The 16,595-nt window shown below is 73.5% G+C and carries 14 protein-coding genes; 6 read left to right on the plus strand and 8 right to left on the minus strand.

Annotated elements, in window-relative coordinates:
• Positions 1 to 10: 10 nt before the first annotated feature.
• The 5 genes from IMZ35_RS03470 to IMZ35_RS03490 form a co-directional block, all read right to left on the minus strand.
• On the minus strand, positions 11 to 508 hold the full coding sequence (locus tag IMZ35_RS03470; protein WP_199439356.1) for a hypothetical protein: 498 nt from the start codon (positions 506 to 508) through the stop codon (positions 11 to 13).
• A gap of 111 nt (positions 509 to 619) precedes the next feature.
• Entirely contained in the window at positions 620 to 1,771 is a 1,152-nt protein-coding gene (locus IMZ35_RS03475; RefSeq protein WP_199439357.1) for an acyl-CoA dehydrogenase family protein, read from the minus strand.
• Positions 1,772 to 1,774: 3 nt separating this feature from the next.
• Complete coding sequence (locus tag IMZ35_RS03480) at positions 1,775 to 3,742, minus strand: ATP-binding protein (RefSeq protein ID WP_199439358.1); 1,968 nt, start codon at positions 3,740 to 3,742, stop codon at positions 1,775 to 1,777.
• Between the two features lie 5 nt (positions 3,743 to 3,747).
• Positions 3,748 to 5,352, minus strand: a complete 1,605-nt coding sequence (locus IMZ35_RS03485; RefSeq protein WP_199439359.1) for a carboxyl transferase domain-containing protein — start codon at positions 5,350 to 5,352, stop codon at positions 3,748 to 3,750.
• A 130-nt stretch (positions 5,353 to 5,482) separates the two neighbouring features.
• Entirely contained in the window at positions 5,483 to 6,277 is a 795-nt protein-coding gene (locus tag IMZ35_RS03490; RefSeq protein WP_199439360.1) for an SGNH/GDSL hydrolase family protein, read from the minus strand.
• 214 nt (positions 6,278 to 6,491) lie between these two features.
• Here IMZ35_RS03490 and IMZ35_RS03495 point away from each other — a divergent pair, with 214 nt between their 5' ends.
• The 3 genes from IMZ35_RS03495 (at position 6,492) to IMZ35_RS03505 (ending at position 9,973) form a co-directional block, all read left to right on the plus strand.
• Positions 6,492 to 7,103, plus strand: a complete 612-nt coding sequence (locus IMZ35_RS03495) for an SACE_7040 family transcriptional regulator (protein ID WP_307867713.1) — start codon at positions 6,492 to 6,494, stop codon at positions 7,101 to 7,103.
• Positions 7,104 to 7,270: 167 nt separating this feature from the next.
• Positions 7,271 to 9,352 carry a phospholipase A2 gene (locus tag IMZ35_RS03500; RefSeq protein ID WP_307867715.1) on the plus strand — a complete coding sequence of 694 codons (2,082 nt, stop codon included), beginning with the start codon at positions 7,271 to 7,273 and terminating at the stop codon, positions 9,350 to 9,352.
• A 120-nt stretch (positions 9,353 to 9,472) separates the two neighbouring features.
• Positions 9,473 to 9,973, plus strand: coding sequence for a hypothetical protein (locus IMZ35_RS03505; protein WP_199439637.1), 501 nt, complete (start codon positions 9,473 to 9,475; stop codon positions 9,971 to 9,973).
• On the opposite strand, the gene metX is transcribed toward IMZ35_RS03505, so the two are convergent.
• The gene (metX, locus tag IMZ35_RS03510) at positions 9,900 to 11,018 is read right to left on the minus strand and encodes a homoserine O-acetyltransferase MetX (RefSeq protein ID WP_307867716.1); all 1,119 of its coding nucleotides are present in this window, start codon (positions 11,016 to 11,018) and stop codon (positions 9,900 to 9,902) included. The genes IMZ35_RS03505 and metX overlap by 74 nt on opposite strands.
• A 68-nt stretch (positions 11,019 to 11,086) precedes the next feature.
• The gene (locus IMZ35_RS03515; RefSeq protein WP_199439364.1) at positions 11,087 to 12,397 is read right to left on the minus strand and encodes a bifunctional o-acetylhomoserine/o-acetylserine sulfhydrylase; all 1,311 of its coding nucleotides are present in this window, start codon (positions 12,395 to 12,397) and stop codon (positions 11,087 to 11,089) included.
• Positions 12,398 to 12,614: 217 nt separating this feature from the next.
• Here IMZ35_RS03515 and IMZ35_RS03520 point away from each other — a divergent pair, with 217 nt between their 5' ends.
• Positions 12,615 to 13,664 carry a Gfo/Idh/MocA family protein gene (locus IMZ35_RS03520; protein WP_199439365.1) on the plus strand — a complete coding sequence of 350 codons (1,050 nt, stop codon included), beginning with the start codon at positions 12,615 to 12,617 and terminating at the stop codon, positions 13,662 to 13,664.
• On the opposite strand, the gene IMZ35_RS03525 is transcribed toward IMZ35_RS03520, so the two are convergent.
• Positions 13,643 to 14,365, minus strand: a complete 723-nt coding sequence (locus tag IMZ35_RS03525) for an NUDIX hydrolase (RefSeq protein WP_199439366.1) — start codon at positions 14,363 to 14,365, stop codon at positions 13,643 to 13,645. The genes IMZ35_RS03520 and IMZ35_RS03525 overlap by 22 nt on opposite strands.
• An 85-nt stretch (positions 14,366 to 14,450) precedes the next feature.
• On the opposite strand from IMZ35_RS03525, the gene IMZ35_RS03530 reads away from it, so the two are divergent.
• Both IMZ35_RS03530 and IMZ35_RS03535 read left to right on the plus strand, forming a co-directional pair.
• Positions 14,451 to 15,458 carry an SPFH domain-containing protein gene (locus tag IMZ35_RS03530; RefSeq protein WP_199439367.1) on the plus strand — a complete coding sequence of 336 codons (1,008 nt, stop codon included), beginning with the start codon at positions 14,451 to 14,453 and terminating at the stop codon, positions 15,456 to 15,458.
• Positions 15,455 to 16,345, plus strand: a complete 891-nt coding sequence (locus tag IMZ35_RS03535) for an NAD(+)/NADH kinase (RefSeq protein WP_199439368.1) — start codon at positions 15,455 to 15,457, stop codon at positions 16,343 to 16,345. The genes IMZ35_RS03530 and IMZ35_RS03535 overlap by 4 nt, the downstream gene beginning before the upstream one ends.
• Positions 16,346 to 16,595: the final 250 nt, after the last annotated feature.

A 16,595-nucleotide genomic window follows, 5' to 3' on the forward strand; every position in this document is an offset into this window, starting at 1 on the left:
CGGCGCTCGCTCAGGAGGTCGGGACGTGCGACCACCGCACCTCGGTGATCCGGCCCGAGCCGTCGAAGGTGAGGTCGAAGCCCTCCTCGCGGTCGGAGGCCGAGCGGTCGGCCACGGCCTCGACGAACTCCCGCGGCGTGCTCGACCCGCCCGCGACGGTGAGCACGCGCGCGTCCCCCGTCATCTGCGCGCTGCACCGGGGAACGTCCAGCGGTTCGGTCTCGAAGCCCTCACCGAGCGGCCTCTTCTCCGCGGCCTGGAGGACCAGCGTCACCGTCGTGCCGTTCTCGAGGCCCGTCACCTGCGCGAACCGCTTCTCCGACCTCCAGTCGCACTCCCGCGTCTCGGAGGTCGTCGACTTCGTCGTGGTCTTCGGGGCGCCCTTCTTCGCGTCCCCGGTGACCGCCGGACCCGACCCGGACGAGCGCTTCGCCGAGCCGCACCCGACGGTGACGAGGGCGACCGCGCTCAGGACGACGGCCAGGACGGTGCGAGCGGAGCGGTTCATCAACGGACGTCTCCTCGTCGAGCATCGGTGCTGTCTCGGAGGAGGACGCCCGGCGAGGCCTCCGGTGGCCGGGTCTGCCCCGGATCACCCGGATCTCTGCCCGTCAGCGCCTCACAGCCCCAGGTCGCGGGCGATCAGCATCCGCTGGACCTCCGACGTGCCCTCGCCGATCTCCAGGATCTTGGCGTCCCGGTAGAAGCGCCCGACCGGGAACTCGTTCATGAACCCGTAGCCGCCGAAGACCTGCGTGGCGTCCCGCGCGTTGTCCATCGCCGCCTCCGAGGACACGAGCTTGGCGATGGCGGCCTCGCGCTTGAACGGCTCGCCGCGCAGCATCTTCGCGGCGGCGGCGTAGTAGGCCAGGCGCGCGGTGTGCGTGCGGACCTCCATGTCGGCGATCTTGAACTGGATCGCCTGGTAGGAGCCGATCGGGTGCCCGAACGCCTCGCGCTCGCCGGCGTAGCGCAGGCACTCGTCCACGCACCCCTGCGCGAGCCCGACCGACAGCGCGGCGATGGCGACGCGGCCCTCGTCCAGCGTCTGGAGGAACTGCGCGTACCCGCGTCCGCGCTCGCCGAGCAGGTTCTCCTCCGGCACCCGGCAGTCGTCGAGGGACAGCTCGTGCGTGTCGGAGCAGTTCCAGCCGACCTTCGAGTACTTCGGCGACACCGAGAAGCCTGGGGTGCCGGACGGCACGAGGATCGTGGAGATCTCCTTCTTGCCGTTCTCCCGCGTGCCGGTGACGGCGGCGACCGTCACGAACCGGGTGATCGAGGTCCCGGAGTTGGTGATGAACGCCTTGGTGCCGTTGAGCACCCACTGCCCGTCCTCCAGCCGCGCGGTGGTGCGCAGGGCTCCCGCGTCCGTGCCGCCGCCGGGTTCGGTCAGGCCGAACGCGCCGAGCGCCTCACCCGCGCACAGCGACGGCAGCCAGCGCTCCCGCTGCTCCCGCGTGCCGAACCGGAACAGGGGCATCGCGCCGAGGGAGACCGCGGCCTCCAGCGTGATGGCCACGGACGAGTCGACCCTGGCCAGCTCCTCCAGGGCGAGGCAGAGGGCGAAGTACGTGCCGCCCATGCCGCCGTGCTCCTCGGGGAACGGGAGCCCGAACAGACCCGTGCGGCCCATCTTGGCGACGATCTCGTACGGGAACTCCTCGCGCTGGTAGAGGTCGCCGATGACGGGCGCGACCTCGTCGCGGGCGAACTCCCGCACGGTCTTGCGCAGTGCTTCGTGGTCCTCGTCGAGGCGGAAGTCCAACATCGGTCACTCCTGGTGGGGGACGACGACGGCGAGCGGCTGGCCGAGTGCGACCTGCTGCCCGGGGTGCGCGTGCAGTTCGGTGAGCACTCCGTCGATGGGGGCGACGACCGAGTGCTCCATCTTCATGGCCTCGACCACGAGCAGCGGCTGCCCCGCGGTGACGGTGTCGCCGCGGGCGGCGCGCACGAGCAGGACGGTGCCGGGCATGGGGCTGACCAGCGGGCCGCCGGTGGCTCCGGCGCCGGCCGATCCGGCCGAGGCGAGCAGCGGGCTCTCCACGAGCGGCCACGAGCGGCCGTCCGCGCCGAGCCACAGGACGTCGCCGTCGCGGGCGACGGCGTAGCGCCGGCCGCCCACGACCAGTTGCCCGTCGACGGTGGAGACCCGCGTGCGGACCGGGGTCGCCGCGCCCACGGCCACCTCGGCGTTCTCGGCACGCCCGCGCACCCTGACCTCGACGGCCCCGCGACCGGGGGCGTCGATGCGCCAGACCGTCCAGGCGTGCTCGCCGAGCCGCCACCCGCCGGGCGCGTCCCACGGATCGCTCCCGGCGACACCCTCCTGCGCCAGCAACCGCTCCAGCCCGGCGGCGGCGAGCACCTCGTCGGGCACGTCGACCTCGACGAGCGAGTCCAGCTTCCGCTCCACCAGCCCGGTGTCGAGGTTCCCGGCCCGCACGTCCGGGTCGGCCAGCAGCGCGCGCAGGAAGGGGATGTTGGTGGGAACGCCGAGGACGACCGCGCGGCCGAGCGCGGCGTTCAGCTTCCGCAGCGCGTCGGCGCGGGTGCGGCCGTGCGCGACGTACTTGGCGAGCATCGGGTCGTAGTCGCTGCCGACCCGCGTGCCGGTGAGCAGCGACGAGTCGATCCGGACGAGGTCGTCGGGCTCGTGCAGGGCGAGCACGCGCCCGCCCGTGGGCAGGAACCCGCGCGCCGGGTCCTCGGCGTAGACGCGGGCCTCGACGGCGTGCCCGGTGATCCGCACGTCCTCCTGCGCGAGGTCCAGCGGCTCGCCAGCGGCGACGCGCAGCTGCCACTCCACCAGGTCGATCCCGGTGACGAGCTCGGTCACCGGGTGCTCGACCTGGAGCCGGGTGTTCATCTCCAGGAAGAAGAACTCGTCGGGCGCGTCGGCGGAGACGATGAACTCGACCGTTCCCGCGCCCCGGTAGTCGACGGCCCGCGCCGCCTCGACGGCCGCGCGGCCCATCCGCTCGCGGGCGGCGGCGTCCAGCAGCGGCGACGGCGACTCCTCCACGATCTTCTGGTGGCGGCGCTGGAGACTGCACTCGCGCTCGCCCAGGTGCAGGACGTGGCCGTGCGCGTCGGCGAGGACCTGGATCTCGACGTGCCGGGGCCGGGAGACGAACCGCTCCACGAGCAGGGTGTCGTCGCCGAACGACCCGCGCGCCTCGCGCCGGGCCGAGGCGATGGCCTCGCGCAGCCCCTCCGGCCCGGACACCGTCCTCATGCCCTTGCCGCCGCCACCGGCGGAGGGCTTCAGCAGCACCGGGTAGCCGATCTCCGCCACGGCCGCGACGAGGTCGTCGTCGGACATGCCCGGCTCGGTGCGGCCCGGCACCACCGGCACACCGGCCGCCGCGACGGCGAGCTTGGCGCGGATCTTGTCGCCCATCGCGTCGATGGCGTCGGGGGTGGGGCCGACGAACACCAGCCCTGCCTTCTCGCACGCCCGCGCGAAGTCGGCGTTCTCGGCGAGGAAGCCGTAGCCGGGGTGCACGGCCTGCGCGCCGGTGGCCAGGGCGGCCTCGACGATCCGCTCGGCGCTCAGGTAGCTCTCGCGCGCGGCCGCGGGACCGATGCGCACGGCGACGTCGGCCTCCCGCACGTGCCGCGCGTCGGCGTCGGCGTCGCTGTGCACGGCGACGGAGCGGACGCCCAGCGAGCGCAGTGCCCGCACGACGCGGACCGCGATCTCACCGCGGTTGGCCACGAGAACGCTGTCGAACATGCCGCTCACATCCGGAAGACGCCGAAACCGGCTGGTTGCAGCGGCGCGTTGGCCGCGGTGGACAGGGCCAGCCCGAGGACGGTGCGGGTGTCGAGGGGGTCGATCACACCGTCGTCCCACAGCCGGGCGGTCGAGTAGTAGGGGTTGCCCTGCTCCTCGTACTGCTGGCGGACGGGCGCCTTGAACGCCTCCTCGTCCTCGGCCGACCACTCGTCGCCGAGCTGGTCGCGCCGCACGGTGGCCAGCACGGACGCCGCCTGCTCACCGCCCATGACGGAGATGCGGGCGTTCGGCCACATCCACAGGAAGCGGGGCGAGTAGGCCCGGCCGCACATCGAGTAGTTGCCCGCGCCGAAGGAACCGCCGATCACGACGGTGAACTTGGGCACGCGGGCGCACGCCACTGCGGTGACCATCTTCGCGCCGTGCTTGGCGATGCCCGCCGCCTCGTACTCGCGGCCGACCATGAAACCGCTGATGTTCTGCAGGAACAGCAGCGGGATGCCGCGCTGGTCGCAGAGCTGGACGAAGTGCGCGCCCTTCAGGGCTGACTCGCCGAACAGGACGCCGTTGTTGGCGACGATCCCGACCGGGTGACCGTGGACGCGGGCGAACCCGGTGACCAGCGTCGTCCCGTACTCGCTCTTGAACTCGGCGAACCGGCTGCCGTCGACGAGGCGGGCGATCACCTCGCGCACGTCGTAGGGGGTGCGGCTGTCGGTGGGGACGACGCCGTACAGCTCGGCGGGGTCGGCCACCGGCTCCTCGGGCGGCTCGACCGCCCAGGGCCGCTGCGCGCGCGGACCGAGGGTGCTGACGATGCTGCGCACGATGCGCAGGGCGTGCGGGTCGTCGTCCGCGAGGTGGTCGGTGACGCCGGAGGTGCGCGAGTGCAGCAGTCCGCCGCCCAGCTCCTCGGCGGTGACGACCTCGCCGGTCGCGGCCTTCACCAGCGGCGGGCCGCCCAGGAAGATCGTGCCCTGGTCGCGGACGATCACGGCCTCGTCGCTCATCGCGGGCACGTAGGCGCCGCCCGCCGTGCACGAGCCGAGGACGGCGGCGATCTGCGGAACGCCCCGCGCGGACATCGTGGCCTGGTTGAAGAAGATCCGGCCGAAGTGGTCGCGGTCGGGGAACACCTCGTCCTGGCGGGGCAGGAACGCGCCGCCGGAGTCGACCAGGTAGACGCACGGGAGGTGGTTGTGCAGCGCGACCTCCTGGGCGCGCAGGTGCTTCTTGACCGTCATCGGGTAGTAGGTGCCGCCCTTGACGGTGGCGTCGTTGGCGACGACCACGCACTCGCGGCCGGAGATCCGGCCGACACCGGTGATGACGCCGGCGGCGGGCGCCTGGCCGCCGTAGAGGCCGTCGGCGGCCAGCGGGGACAGCTCCAGGAACGGCGAGCCGGGGTCCACGAGCGAGTCGACGCGGTCGCGGGGCAGCAGCTTGCCCCGGTCCACGTGCCGCTGCCTGGCCCTCTCGGGTCCGCCTCGCGCGGCGGTGGCGAGCTTCGCGCGCAGCTCGTCGGCCAGCGCGGCGTGCTCCTCGCTGTAGCGCTGGAACGCCTCGCTCGACGGGTCGGCGGCGCTGCGCAGGACTGGCGCGTCCATGTGCTCCTCGCGGGTGAAGTTAGCGTTCGTTAACTCCGTTGCCGTGATGTTAGTCGACGTTAACACATCCGTCCACGACGAGGGCCGGGCCGGACGCGCGGTCCGGCCCGGCCCTCACCCGTTCGAGCGATCAGCCCGCCGCGGCCGCGAACAGCGGGAGGTATCCGTTCGCCTGACCCGCCCTGTTCGGGTGGTAGGACTCCTCCACCGGCCAGCTCAGGCTGTTGAGCCACCAGCTCGGCGAGCAGATCTCGTGGCCGGTGAACGCGGTGCGCACGTCCTGGAACGTGAACGACCGCGCGGCCGCCCGCTGGGCGACGACCTGCGCCAGCACGTCGGCGGAGGAGTTGATGGCCGACCGCTTGGTGTTGCTCATCCCCACGGCGCACGAACCGGGCACCTGGTACATCCGCGGATAGCCGAGCACGACGACCTTCGCCGAGGGGGCACGGCCCCTGATGGTCGAGTAGACGTCGTCCAGCAGCGCCGGGAGCGTGTTCTGCGCGTAGGACTTGGCGGTGTTCGTCCGGTTGACGCAGTCCTGGTCCGTGCCCAGGGTGCAGGTGGTGATGACGTCGACGAAGCCGGCGTCGTTCCCGCCGATCGAGATGCTGACGAGCGTGGTCGAGGCGGACAGGGCGCCCACCTGGTTGGCGAGCACGTCACCGGTCCGCGCGCCGGAGCAGGCGACGAAGGCGAACGAGGCCGGGGCGCGGGACGCCGCCCAGAGGGCGGGATAGGCGTGGGAGCTGCGCTTGCAGTTCCCGCTCGACGGGTCGTAGCTGCCGGTGCCGACTCCCGAGGAGTAGGAATCGCCCAGGGCGACGTAGTGGGTCGCGGCGGGTGCCGCCGCGGCGGCGGGCGCTGACGCGAAGACCGCCGCCACGGCCAGGACCGCGGCGGCGAGAGGAGGAACGAGGCGCATCGAGGGCTCCCGAGGGGGTGACGCGGGGGGTGTGACGCAGGGCACTTCCCGTGTTACCAGGCGGTGAGCCCTTTCCGGAACAGATGCGTGAAGAGTTAACGACTTGGCGTAGAAAACCGACGAGAACTGCCGTCCACCAGCGGATCAACGCTCGTCGACGCACGGGTGAACGAAAGTTAGTGGGCGCTAACACGACGCGTCTACGATGGGCGCCGTGCCCCCACCAGGAGACGCCAGACCGACCCGTCGCGACCAGATCCTGACCGCGGCAGCCGAACTCTTCGCCAGGCACGGCTTCCACGGCGTCGGGATCGACGACATCGGCGCGGCCGTCGGGATCTCCGGCCCCGCGCTGTACCGGCACTTCCGCAGCAAGGACGCCATGCTCGGCGAGATGCTGACCTCGATCAGCGAACGCCTGCTCGACGGCGGCCAGAGCCGCGTGGAGGCGTCGCCCGACCCGGCGCAGGCGCTGCGCGCCCTCGTGCACTGGCACGTCGAGTTCGCCCTCGACGATCCCGCGCTGATCACCGTGCAGGCCCGCAACCTGGCGAACCTGACCGACCCGGACCGCAGGCGCGTGCGCGCGCTGCAACGCCGCTACGTCGAGGTCTGGGTCGAGACGATCCGCAAGACCGTGTCCGGCGTGGACGAGCCGACCGCGCGCGCCGCCGCGCACGCCGTGTTCGGGCTCATCAACTCCACCCCGCACAGCTCGCACCTCGACCGCGCCCAGATGGCCGAACTGCTGGGCCGGATGGCGCTGGCCGCCCTCACGACCGCCGGCGTGCTGGAGGACGAGCTGACGCCGGTGTCCGGCCGCTGACCCACCCGCCCCACCAGCGGGACTGGCGGGCTGCCGACACCCTTCCGTAACCTGGCTCACCAATGAGCCAAGCGCGAGTGAATACCCGCGTCATCGTCCGGTCACACCCGATGTGGCCGGGAACACGTCTGCTCCACCGGCTGCCGACCTGGTCGAGGGTCGTCCTGGTGGCTCTCGCGGTGTTCGTGTGCGGTGTCGTCGCATCCCGTCCGGCCGGCGCGACCGACGAGCAGGTGCTCGGCGGCGACGTCGCCGCCGCGTCCCGCGCGGTGGACGCCCTCGCCCTGCCGAGCGCCGACCACGACCCGCGTGCGGAGTTCCCGCACGACTTCGCGGCCGTGCAGAACACGACACCGGAACCGGTCGTGGCGCCGGACGGGACGCTGCGCGCCGTGCACGTGGGGGGCGGCTGCTCCGGACCCGCCGGGGACACCGAGTGGGACTTCGGCACGGCCTGCCGCGCGCACGACCTCGGCTACGACCTGCTGCGCTACGCGGAGAGCAAGGGCCAGCCGCTCGGTCCCGACGCGCGCCGCAAGCTCGACGCGCGGCTGTCCACCGACATGCACGCGCAGTGCGAGGCCAACCCGCGGGGCTCCGGCGTGCGCTGCCACGCCGTCGCGCAGCTCTACTCCGCCGGACTCGGCTTCAACTCGTGGCGGCAGCGCTGGGGCCCGCCGGGGCACGAACCGGTGCTCGCCTGGGGCTTCGGCATCGCCGTCGTGGTGTTCCTGCTGGTGGCGCGGCTGCCCGGCGCGCGCCGCCGCGAGCCCGATCCGGCCCCGGCGCAGAGCGCGGCCTTCACGCCGCGGCCCGCGGTGCAGGACCGCTTCGCCACGTTCCTGCGGCTGGGCAGCCTCGCGCTCGTCGTGCTCGGCCAGTCGCTGCTGACCGTCCTGTACTGGGGCGGGATCAGCGCGAACTGGCTGTGGCTGCTGACCTGGGTGCTCCAGGCGGTGCCGGTGTTCTTCTTCGCGGGCGGGCACGCGAACCTGCTGGCCTGGCAGGCCGTGCGGGACGACCAGGGCGGCTACGGCCGGTACCTCGCCGGCCGCATCTCCTGGCTGATGCGTCCGATGCTCGCGTTCGTGCTGGCCTGGCTCGTTCTGCCGCTGCCGCTGCAACTGCTCGACGCGCCGCAGGTGCGGGTGGACGCGTTCAGCCGCATGATCGCCTACCCGCTGTGGTTCCTGTCGCTCTACCTCGTCGGGGTCGCCCTCACCCCGCTCGCGGCGTGGCTGCACGGACGGGTGCGGCTGGTCACGCCCCTGGCGCTGCTCGCGGCGATGGTCGTCGCCGACACGGCGCGGGCGTGGCTGCACTGGCGCACGGGCGGTTACCTGAACCTCCTGCTGGGCGCGCTGTTCCTCCAGCAGATCGGGTTCTTCTACGCCGACGGCAGCCTGCTGCGGGTGTCCCGGCGCGCGCTGGTCGCGCTCGCCGCGCTGACCCCGCCCGCGCTGGGCGTGCTGATCGCGTTCGGCGGCTACCCGCGCACGATGATGACCACCCCCGGCGAGGCGCTGTCCAACGTCAGCCCGCCCACGATCTGCCTGCTCGTGCTGGGTCTCGGCCAGATCTGCCTGGTGGTCGCGCAGCGCGACCGCGTGTCGGCGTGGCTGCACGGGCACCGGCCGTGGAGCGTCGTCGCGTTCACCCGCTCCGCGCCGATGACCGTCTACCTCGGCTACCTCACGGTCCTGGCGGCCGTCGTGGGGCTGCTCGGGGTGCTCGACGGGCCCGCCCCCGCCGCGCTGACCGTCGCCGAGTGGCTGTCCCGGCCGCGCTGGATCACCGGCCTCGTCGTGCTGCTCGTGCCGCTGCTGCTGTTCTTCCACCGCTTCGAGCGGCACGCCCACCACTTCCCCGGCACGCGCTCCCGCGTGGAGGAGTCCCACCGCGGCAGGCTGGCCGCCGTCCTGGGCGTGCTGTTCGGCGCGCTGGGGCTGCTGGGGTTCGTCACGACGGGCTTCTCCGGGGGCAGCGGGACGCTCGTGGTGCTGCCGGTGGACACCCTCCAGAACCTGATCCACCTGCTGCTCGGCTGGTACCTCGTGCACAGCGCCCGCGCGGGCACCTGCCACGCGCGACTGCCGTGGATGCTCACCGCGGTCGCCTGCGTGCCGCCGCTGCTGTCGCCGGAGTCGAACGCGGCCTGCCTGCTGCTGCACGGCGCCGTGATCGTGGTGGCGCTGGCGGCCGCCGTCCCGCGCGGGGCGACCGGGATGAGCAGCGTCACGCCTTCGTGATGATCCACGAGGTCACGCGTCCGTGATCGCGACGCGCCCCCCGCTCGGCGTTGCGACGTGCGAGAGTCAACCGGTAGGCAGAGTTCTGTACGCCCGGACCTCCTGGTGGAAGATGAGCTGATGCACCCGCAGCAAGATCCAGACCGCTGGTCGCGCCTGACGGCGGTGGCCGGCGAGGCGCTGGCCGCGGCCAGCGCCGGCGAGGACGCTGTCGCGGTCGATCTCGTGACGGGGTACCTCAGCGGCTCCCCCGAGGGCGACGAGGAGATCAGCGAGCTGGTGCTCCTGCTGTTCGCGGAGTGCAGCGGCATGGTGTCCGAGCTCGGCTCCGGCGGGGCCACACCGGTGAAGATGCAGGTGTTCGACGAGGACGGCCAGGAGGTGCCGATCGACGACGCCGACCCGCCGGTGCGGACCGCGATCCGCACCCTGCTGGCCGAGGTGCACGGCGATCAGGAGGCCGCAGCCGAGCAGATCGAGATCGCCCTGGCCAACGGCGCTCCGCAGGAGCTGGCCACGGTGGTGCTCCAGGCGCTGCGCTGGACGCTCAAGCTGGCGGTGGAGTGCCGCACGAGGGACCTGCCGGTGCCGCCCTGGATCGCGACGTCGCTGGAGGAGTGACCTCCGCTCGGCCCAGCAGCTCCCGCACCAGCGCGCCCACCTGGCCGGTCTCGATCAGGAACGCGTCGTGCCCGTACGGCGAGGTGACCACCCGCAGGTCGTCGGCGCCCGGCACGCCCGCCGCCAGTTCGGCCTGCTGGGCGAGCGGGTACAGGCGGTCGGTGTCCACCCCGGCCACGACGGTCCGCGCGGTGACCCGGCGCAGTGCCGCAGCCACGCCGCCCCGCCCGCGGCCCACGTCGTGGCCGTTCATCGCCTCGGTGAGCACGACGTAGCTGCCCGCGTCGAAGCGCCGCACGAGCTTCTCGGCGTGGTGGTCCAGGTAGGACTCGACGGCGTACCGGCCGTCCCCCTGCGGCGCCCGGCCGAAGCGGGACGCCAGCTCCGCCTCGGTGCGGTAGCTGATGTGCGCGATGCGGCGGGCGATGCCGAGTCCGGCGATGGGCGCCTCGCCGGTGTCGTGGTAGTCGCCGCCGTGCCAGTGCGGGTCGGCGCGGATCGCGTGCAGCTGCGGTGACGCCAGGGCGATCTGCTCGGCGGACGACGCGGCCGGTGCGGCGAGCAGCAGCAGCGACGCCACCCGTTCGGGGCTGCTCACGGCCCACTCGACGGCTCTCATGCCGCCCATCGAGCCGCCCAGGACCGCGGCCCACCGCTCGACGCCGAGCACGTCGGCGAGCAGCACCTCGGCCGCGACCTGGTCGCGCACGGTCAGCGCGGGGAAGCGCGAGCCCCACGGACGCCCGTCCGGCGCGACCGAGGACGGCCCGGTGCTGCCCCGGCAACCGCCCAGGACGTTCGGCGCGACGAGGAACCACCGCCGCGTGTCGAGCGGGCGGCCGGGCCCGGTGAGGGCGTCCCACCAGCCCGCCGTGGGGTGACCGGGCCCGGCGGGCCCCGCCACGTGGCTGTCCCCGGTGAGGGCGTGCTCGACCAGCACGGCGTTGTCCCGCGCCGCGTTCAGCTCGCCCCACGTCTCGTAGGCCAGCGCCGCGCCGGGCAGTTCGGCGCCGCTCTCCAGCCGCAGCGGGGCGGCGTGCCGCACCCACTTCCTCCGGCCGGCGGGGTCACCCGCACGCCACCCGCGGGTGACGTGCGGGACGGCCTCGGCCACTACAGCGCGGACTTGGCCGCGCGGAAACCCGCCTCCAGGTCGGCGAGGAGGTCGTCGACGCCCTCCAGCCCCACCGACAGCCGCACGAGACCGGGCGCGACGCCGGAGGTGAGCTGCTGTTCGGGGTCGAGCTGGCTGTGCGTGGTGCTGGCCGGGTGCACGATCAGGCTGCGCACGTCGCCGATGTTCACGAGCTGGCTGAACAGCTCGGTGCCGTCGACGAACGCGCGGCCCGCCTCGACACCGCCGCGCAGCTCGAACGACACGATGGACCCGGCGCCCTTCGGCAGGTACTTCTGCGCGTTGGCGTACCAGGGGCTCGACGGCAGACCCGCGTAGTGCACGCGCTCCACCTCGTCGCGCCGCTCCAGCCACTCGGCGATCGCCTGCGCGTTGGCGACGTGCCGCTCGATGCGCAGCGACAGCGTCTCGACGCCCTGGATGATCAGGAAGCTGTTCAGCGGGGCGATGGCCGCGCCGGTGTCGCGCAGCAGCTGCACCCGCAGCTTCGCCGCGAACGCGCCGTGGCCGAGCGCCGGCCAGTACCGCAGGCCGTTGTAGCTCGGGTCGGGCTCGGTGAAGTCGGGGAACTTCCCGTTGCCGAAGTCGAACGTGCCGCCGTCGACCACGACACCGGCGATCGTCGTGCCGTGGCCGCCGAGGTACTTGGTGGCCGAGTGGATCACCACGTCGGCGCCGTGCTCGATCGGTCGCAGCAGGTAGGGCGTGGGCACGGTGTTGTCGACCACCAGCGGCACACCGGCCTCGTGGGCGATCTCCGCGACGGCGGCCAGGTCCAGCACGTGGCTGCGCGGGTTGGCCAGCGTCTCGCCGAACAGCAGCTTGGTGTTCGGGCGGATCGCGGCGCGCCAGGCCTCCAGGTCGTCGGGGTCGTCGACGAACGTCACCTCGATGCCGAGCTTGGGCAGCGTGTGGTGGAACAGGTTGTAGGTGCCGCCGTAGAGGGACGCGCTGGAGACGAAGTGGTCACCCGATCGGACGAGATTCAGCACGGCCGCGGTCGTGGCCGCCGAGCCCGAGGCGAACGCGACGGCGGCGACACCGCCCTCCAGCGCGGCGACGCGCTGCTCCAGGACGTCCTGCGTCGGGTTGTTGATGCGGGTGTAGATGTTGCCCGGCTCGGCGAGGCTGAACAGGTCGGCGCCGTGCTGGGTGTCCCGGAAGACGTAGGACGTCGTCTGGTAGATCGGGGTGGCGCGGGCCCCGGACGCGGTGTCCGGGCTGGCGCCCGCGTGGATCTGCTTGGTGTCGAAGGACCAGGCCGAGGTGTCGGCGACGTCGTCGGGCACGGGTGAACTCCTGTCGGATCGAGACCGTGCGGGCACCGCGTCTCAGCGGCGGGCCCGCGGGAGGTGGGATCGGCCGAGACCCGGACGGGCCGTCGTCGTCACGAGCCCGTGATCGACGTGTCGGCGCACCACCAGCGCAATCACGTGTCCGAAAGTAGCCGCGAGCACCCGGTGCGCAACAGCACGTCCATCGGGTGAGACGCATATCGTGGCGGGCATGAGCACTGCACGAACCGCGCTGGTCGGCTACGGCCTCGGCGGAGCCGCCTTCCACGCCCCCTTCCTCGACGCGACCCCCGGCTTGACCCTCGGCGCCGTGGTGACGAGCGATCCCGAGCGGCGTGCCGCGGTGCTCCAGCGCTATCCCGGCGCGGAGGTGCTGTCCTCCGCCGACGAGGTGTGGCGGCGCGCGGACGAGTTCGACCTCGTGGTGATCACGACCCCGAACAGGTTCCACGGCGAGCACGCCCGCACGGCGCTGGAGCACGGCCTGCCCGCCGTCGTGGACAAGCCGTTCGCGAGCACGGCGGCGCAGGCGCGCGAGCTGGCCGCGCTGGCGGCCGAGCGGGAGCTGCCGCTGATCCCGTTCCACAACCGGCGCTGGGACGGGGACTTCCGCACGGTGCAGCGGCTGATCACCGACGGCGCGCTGGGTCTGGTGCACCGGTTCGAGTCGCGGTTCGAGCGGTGGCGGCCGGAGACGAAGCAGGGCTGGAAGGAGTCCGGCGACCCCGCCGACCTGGGCAGCATCGTCTACGACCTGGGCGCGCACCTGGTCGACCAGGCCGTCGCGCTGTTCGGGCGGCCGACGTCGGTGTACGCGGAGATCGCGACGCTGCGGGACGGCGCGGTGGCGCCCGACGACGCGTTCCTCTCCCTCACCCACGCCGGCGGCGAGCACTCGCAGCTGTGGATGAGCGCGCTGGCCGCCGACCTCGGCCCGCGCTTCCGGGTGCTGGGCAACCGCGGGTCGTACGTGAAGCACGGCATGGACCCGCAGGAGGAGGCGCTGAAGGCCGGGGCGACGCCGGGCGGCGCGGGGTGGGGCGTGGAGCCCGAGTCGGCGTGGGGCGTGCTGGGCTCGCCCGGCGCCACGGCGCGGGAGAGCACCGATCCGGGTGCCTACCAGGACTTCTACGCCGGGGTCGTCGAGGCGCTGGCCGGGGGGACGCCGCCGGTGGACGTCCTGGACGCGGCGGCGGGGCTCGACGTGATCGAGGCGGCGGCGCGGTCGGCGCAGACCCGTCAGGTCGTCGCGCTGACCTGACCGCCGCGCAGCATCGGCGGGTGGAGCTGCGCCGCGGAGCCGCGGCGGTAGAGCTGAGCGGGCCTGCCGCCGTCGCGCGTCGTCGTCTCCCCCGTCGGCTCCAGCAGGCCGGGCACCCCGGTGACCTTGCGGTGGAAGTTCCGCGGGTCCAGCGACACGTCCCAGACGACCTCGTAGACGTGGCGCAGGTCGGAGACGGTGAACACGGTGTCGCAGAACGCCGTGGCGGCCGGGGTGTGCTCCAGCTTCGCGCGGGCGCGCTCCACCGCGTCGCTCAGGACGCGGTGGTGGTCGAAGGCCAGCTCGGCGGGTGAGCGCAGCAGCGCGTCCACCGGCGCCCACCCGGCTTCGGCGGCGTCCGTGCCCGCCCTCGGCACCGGCAGGTCCGGCGCGAGCGCGAGGTAGGCGACGGTGACGACCCGCATCCGCGGGTCGCGGTCCGGGTCGCCGTAGGTGGCGAGCTGCTCCAGGTGGACCTGCTCCGCGCTCAGCCCCGTCTCCTCGCGCAGCTCCCGCGCGGCGGCGGCGTCGAGGCTCTCGTCGGCGTGCACGAAACCACCCGGCAGCGCCCTGGCCCCCCGGTGGGGTTCTTCGCCGCGCCGCACCACGAGCACGGTGAGCCGCTCCTCCCGCACGGTCAGGACGGCGAGGTCGACCGTCACGGCGAACGGCGGGAAGTCCTCTGGCCGGTAGTCGTTCACGGCTCCACCGTACCCCTTAATCGTCGTCTTGACGAGAACCCGTCCCGGTGCTTATCGTCATCGCGACGACAACGAGGAGGACATCATGGCCGACATCGGCGGCTACCCCGGTCTGCGGCACCTGCGCGGCGCTCCGACGGTCCACGTGCGGCACGTGCGCGGCGGCCGGGTGGTGCACGACGGGACGGGCCTGTCGTTCTGGTTCCGGCCGCGCACCGCGGTCCTGTCGGAGATCCCGGTCGACGACCGCGAGCTGCCGATGCTCTTCCACGCCCGCACGGCCGACTTCCAGGACGTGACGGTGCAGATGACCGTCACCCACCGGGTGACCGACCCCGGCGTGGCGGCTCAGCGCCTCGACTTCTCGATCGACCCCGACCGGGGCACGTGGCGCGGCGACCCGCTCTCGCAGGTCGCCGGGCTGCTCACCGAGAGCACCCAGCAGCACGCGCTGGAGGTGCTGGCCCGCTCGACGCTGTCGGCCGCGCTGGTCGACGGCGTGGGCGCGGTGCGCGACGCGGTGACCAGCGGTCTGCGCGGCGACGCGCGCCTCGCGGAGACCGGGCTCGCGGTGGTGGACGTGCGCGTCGTGGCGATCCGGCCGGAGCCCGACGTGGAGAAGGCGCTGCGCACGACCGCGCGGGAGCAGGTGCAGCAGGAGGCGGACCGGGCGACCTACGAGCGCAGGGCGCGGGCCGTGCAGCGGGAGCGCGCCATCGGCGAGAACGAGTTGCAGAACCAGATCGAGCTGGCCAAGCAGGAGGAGCAGCTCGTCGTGCAGCGCGGCGCGAACGCGCGGCGCAAGGCGGAGGAGGCCGCCGCGGCCGACCGGATCGAGGCGCAGGCGCAGGCCGACCGCGAGCAGCGGATGAACGCGGTGCGAGCGGAGGGCGTGCGCACGCTCGGCGAGGCCGAGGCCGCCGCGGAGGCCGCCCGCGTCCTCGCGTACCGCGACCTGCCCGAGGGGGTGCTGCTGGGCCTCGCGGCCAAGGAGCTGGCCGCGAACGTGCCGCAGATCAACAGCCTGGTGCTCTCCCCCGACCTGCTGACCCCGCTGCTCGCGAAGCTGGGCGCCACCGGGGAGCGGGCGTGACGTCGTCACCGCGGGTCGTGCTGGTGCACCGCCGCACCGAGCTGGAGGAGCTGCTGGCCCGCCACGGCACGCGCGGGCAGGTCGAGTTCTTCCTGCGCACCCGCGGCCTGGACCTCGCGGAGATCGTCCGCCGCGACGAGCTGGCGCGCGCCGCGCTCGCCGCGGTGTCCCGCGCGCTGCCGCTGGACTGGCGGCGGGGCAGCGTCGAGCGCGGCGACCTGGCGCGGTTCCTGTTCGCGCCGGAGGACGTGGTGGTCGTCGTGGGCCAGGACGGCCTGGTGGCCAACGCGGCCAAGTACCTCGACGGCCAGCCCGTCGTCGGCGTGAACCCGGAGCCCGCGCGGAACTCCGGCGTGCTCGTCCACCACTCCCCGCAGCGGGCCGGGAAGCTCGTGCTCGCGGCGGTCGAGGGGTCCGCCGCGGTCGAGGAGCGGACGATGGTCGAGGCGGTCGCCGACGACGGCCAGCGCCTGCTGGCGCTGAACGAGGTCTACGTCGGCCACGCGAGCCACCAGACCGCGCGCTACCGGATCACCGCGCAGGACGGCGAGACCGAGCGGCAGGCGTCGTCGGGGGTGCTGGTCGGCACGGGCACCGGCGCCACCGGCTGGTGCCGGTCGGTGTGGCGGGACCGGGGCAGCGCTCTCGCGCTGCCCGCGCCGGGCGAGGCACGCCTGGTGTGGTTCGTCCGCGAGGCGTGGCCCTCGCCGACCACCGGGGTGAGCCGCACGCAGGGCGAGCTGACGACGTCGACGCTCGGCCTGGAGATCGAGTCGGACGGGCTGGTCGTGTTCGGCGACGGGGTGGAGGCGGACGCCCTGCGGCTCGACTGGGGTCAGCGCGTGACGGTCGGTCTGGCCGGCCGCACGCTTCGACTGGTCCGTTGAGGTTCTCGTCGCCCGGCTCTCCCGTCGTCCGAGATGCCTTCACCAGAGTCGAGGAGCGCGCGCAGGTCCGGGTGGCCGGGGCGTGGCCGTCGAGCGGCACCCGAGCACCTCGGTCCACCCGAGAGCCACCGGTCAGACCCTCCTCACGACGGAGCTGCTGCGCCGGGCACGGGAGCTCGGCCCGCTCGCGCACCACGTGGGCACGATCTCCGGGGCCGGCCCGGCCGGACCGGCGGCGGGGCTGGACCCG

The organism is Umezawaea beigongshangensis, assembly GCF_016464305.1.
GTDB lineage: Bacteria > Actinomycetota > Actinomycetes > Mycobacteriales > Pseudonocardiaceae > Umezawaea_A > Umezawaea_A beigongshangensis.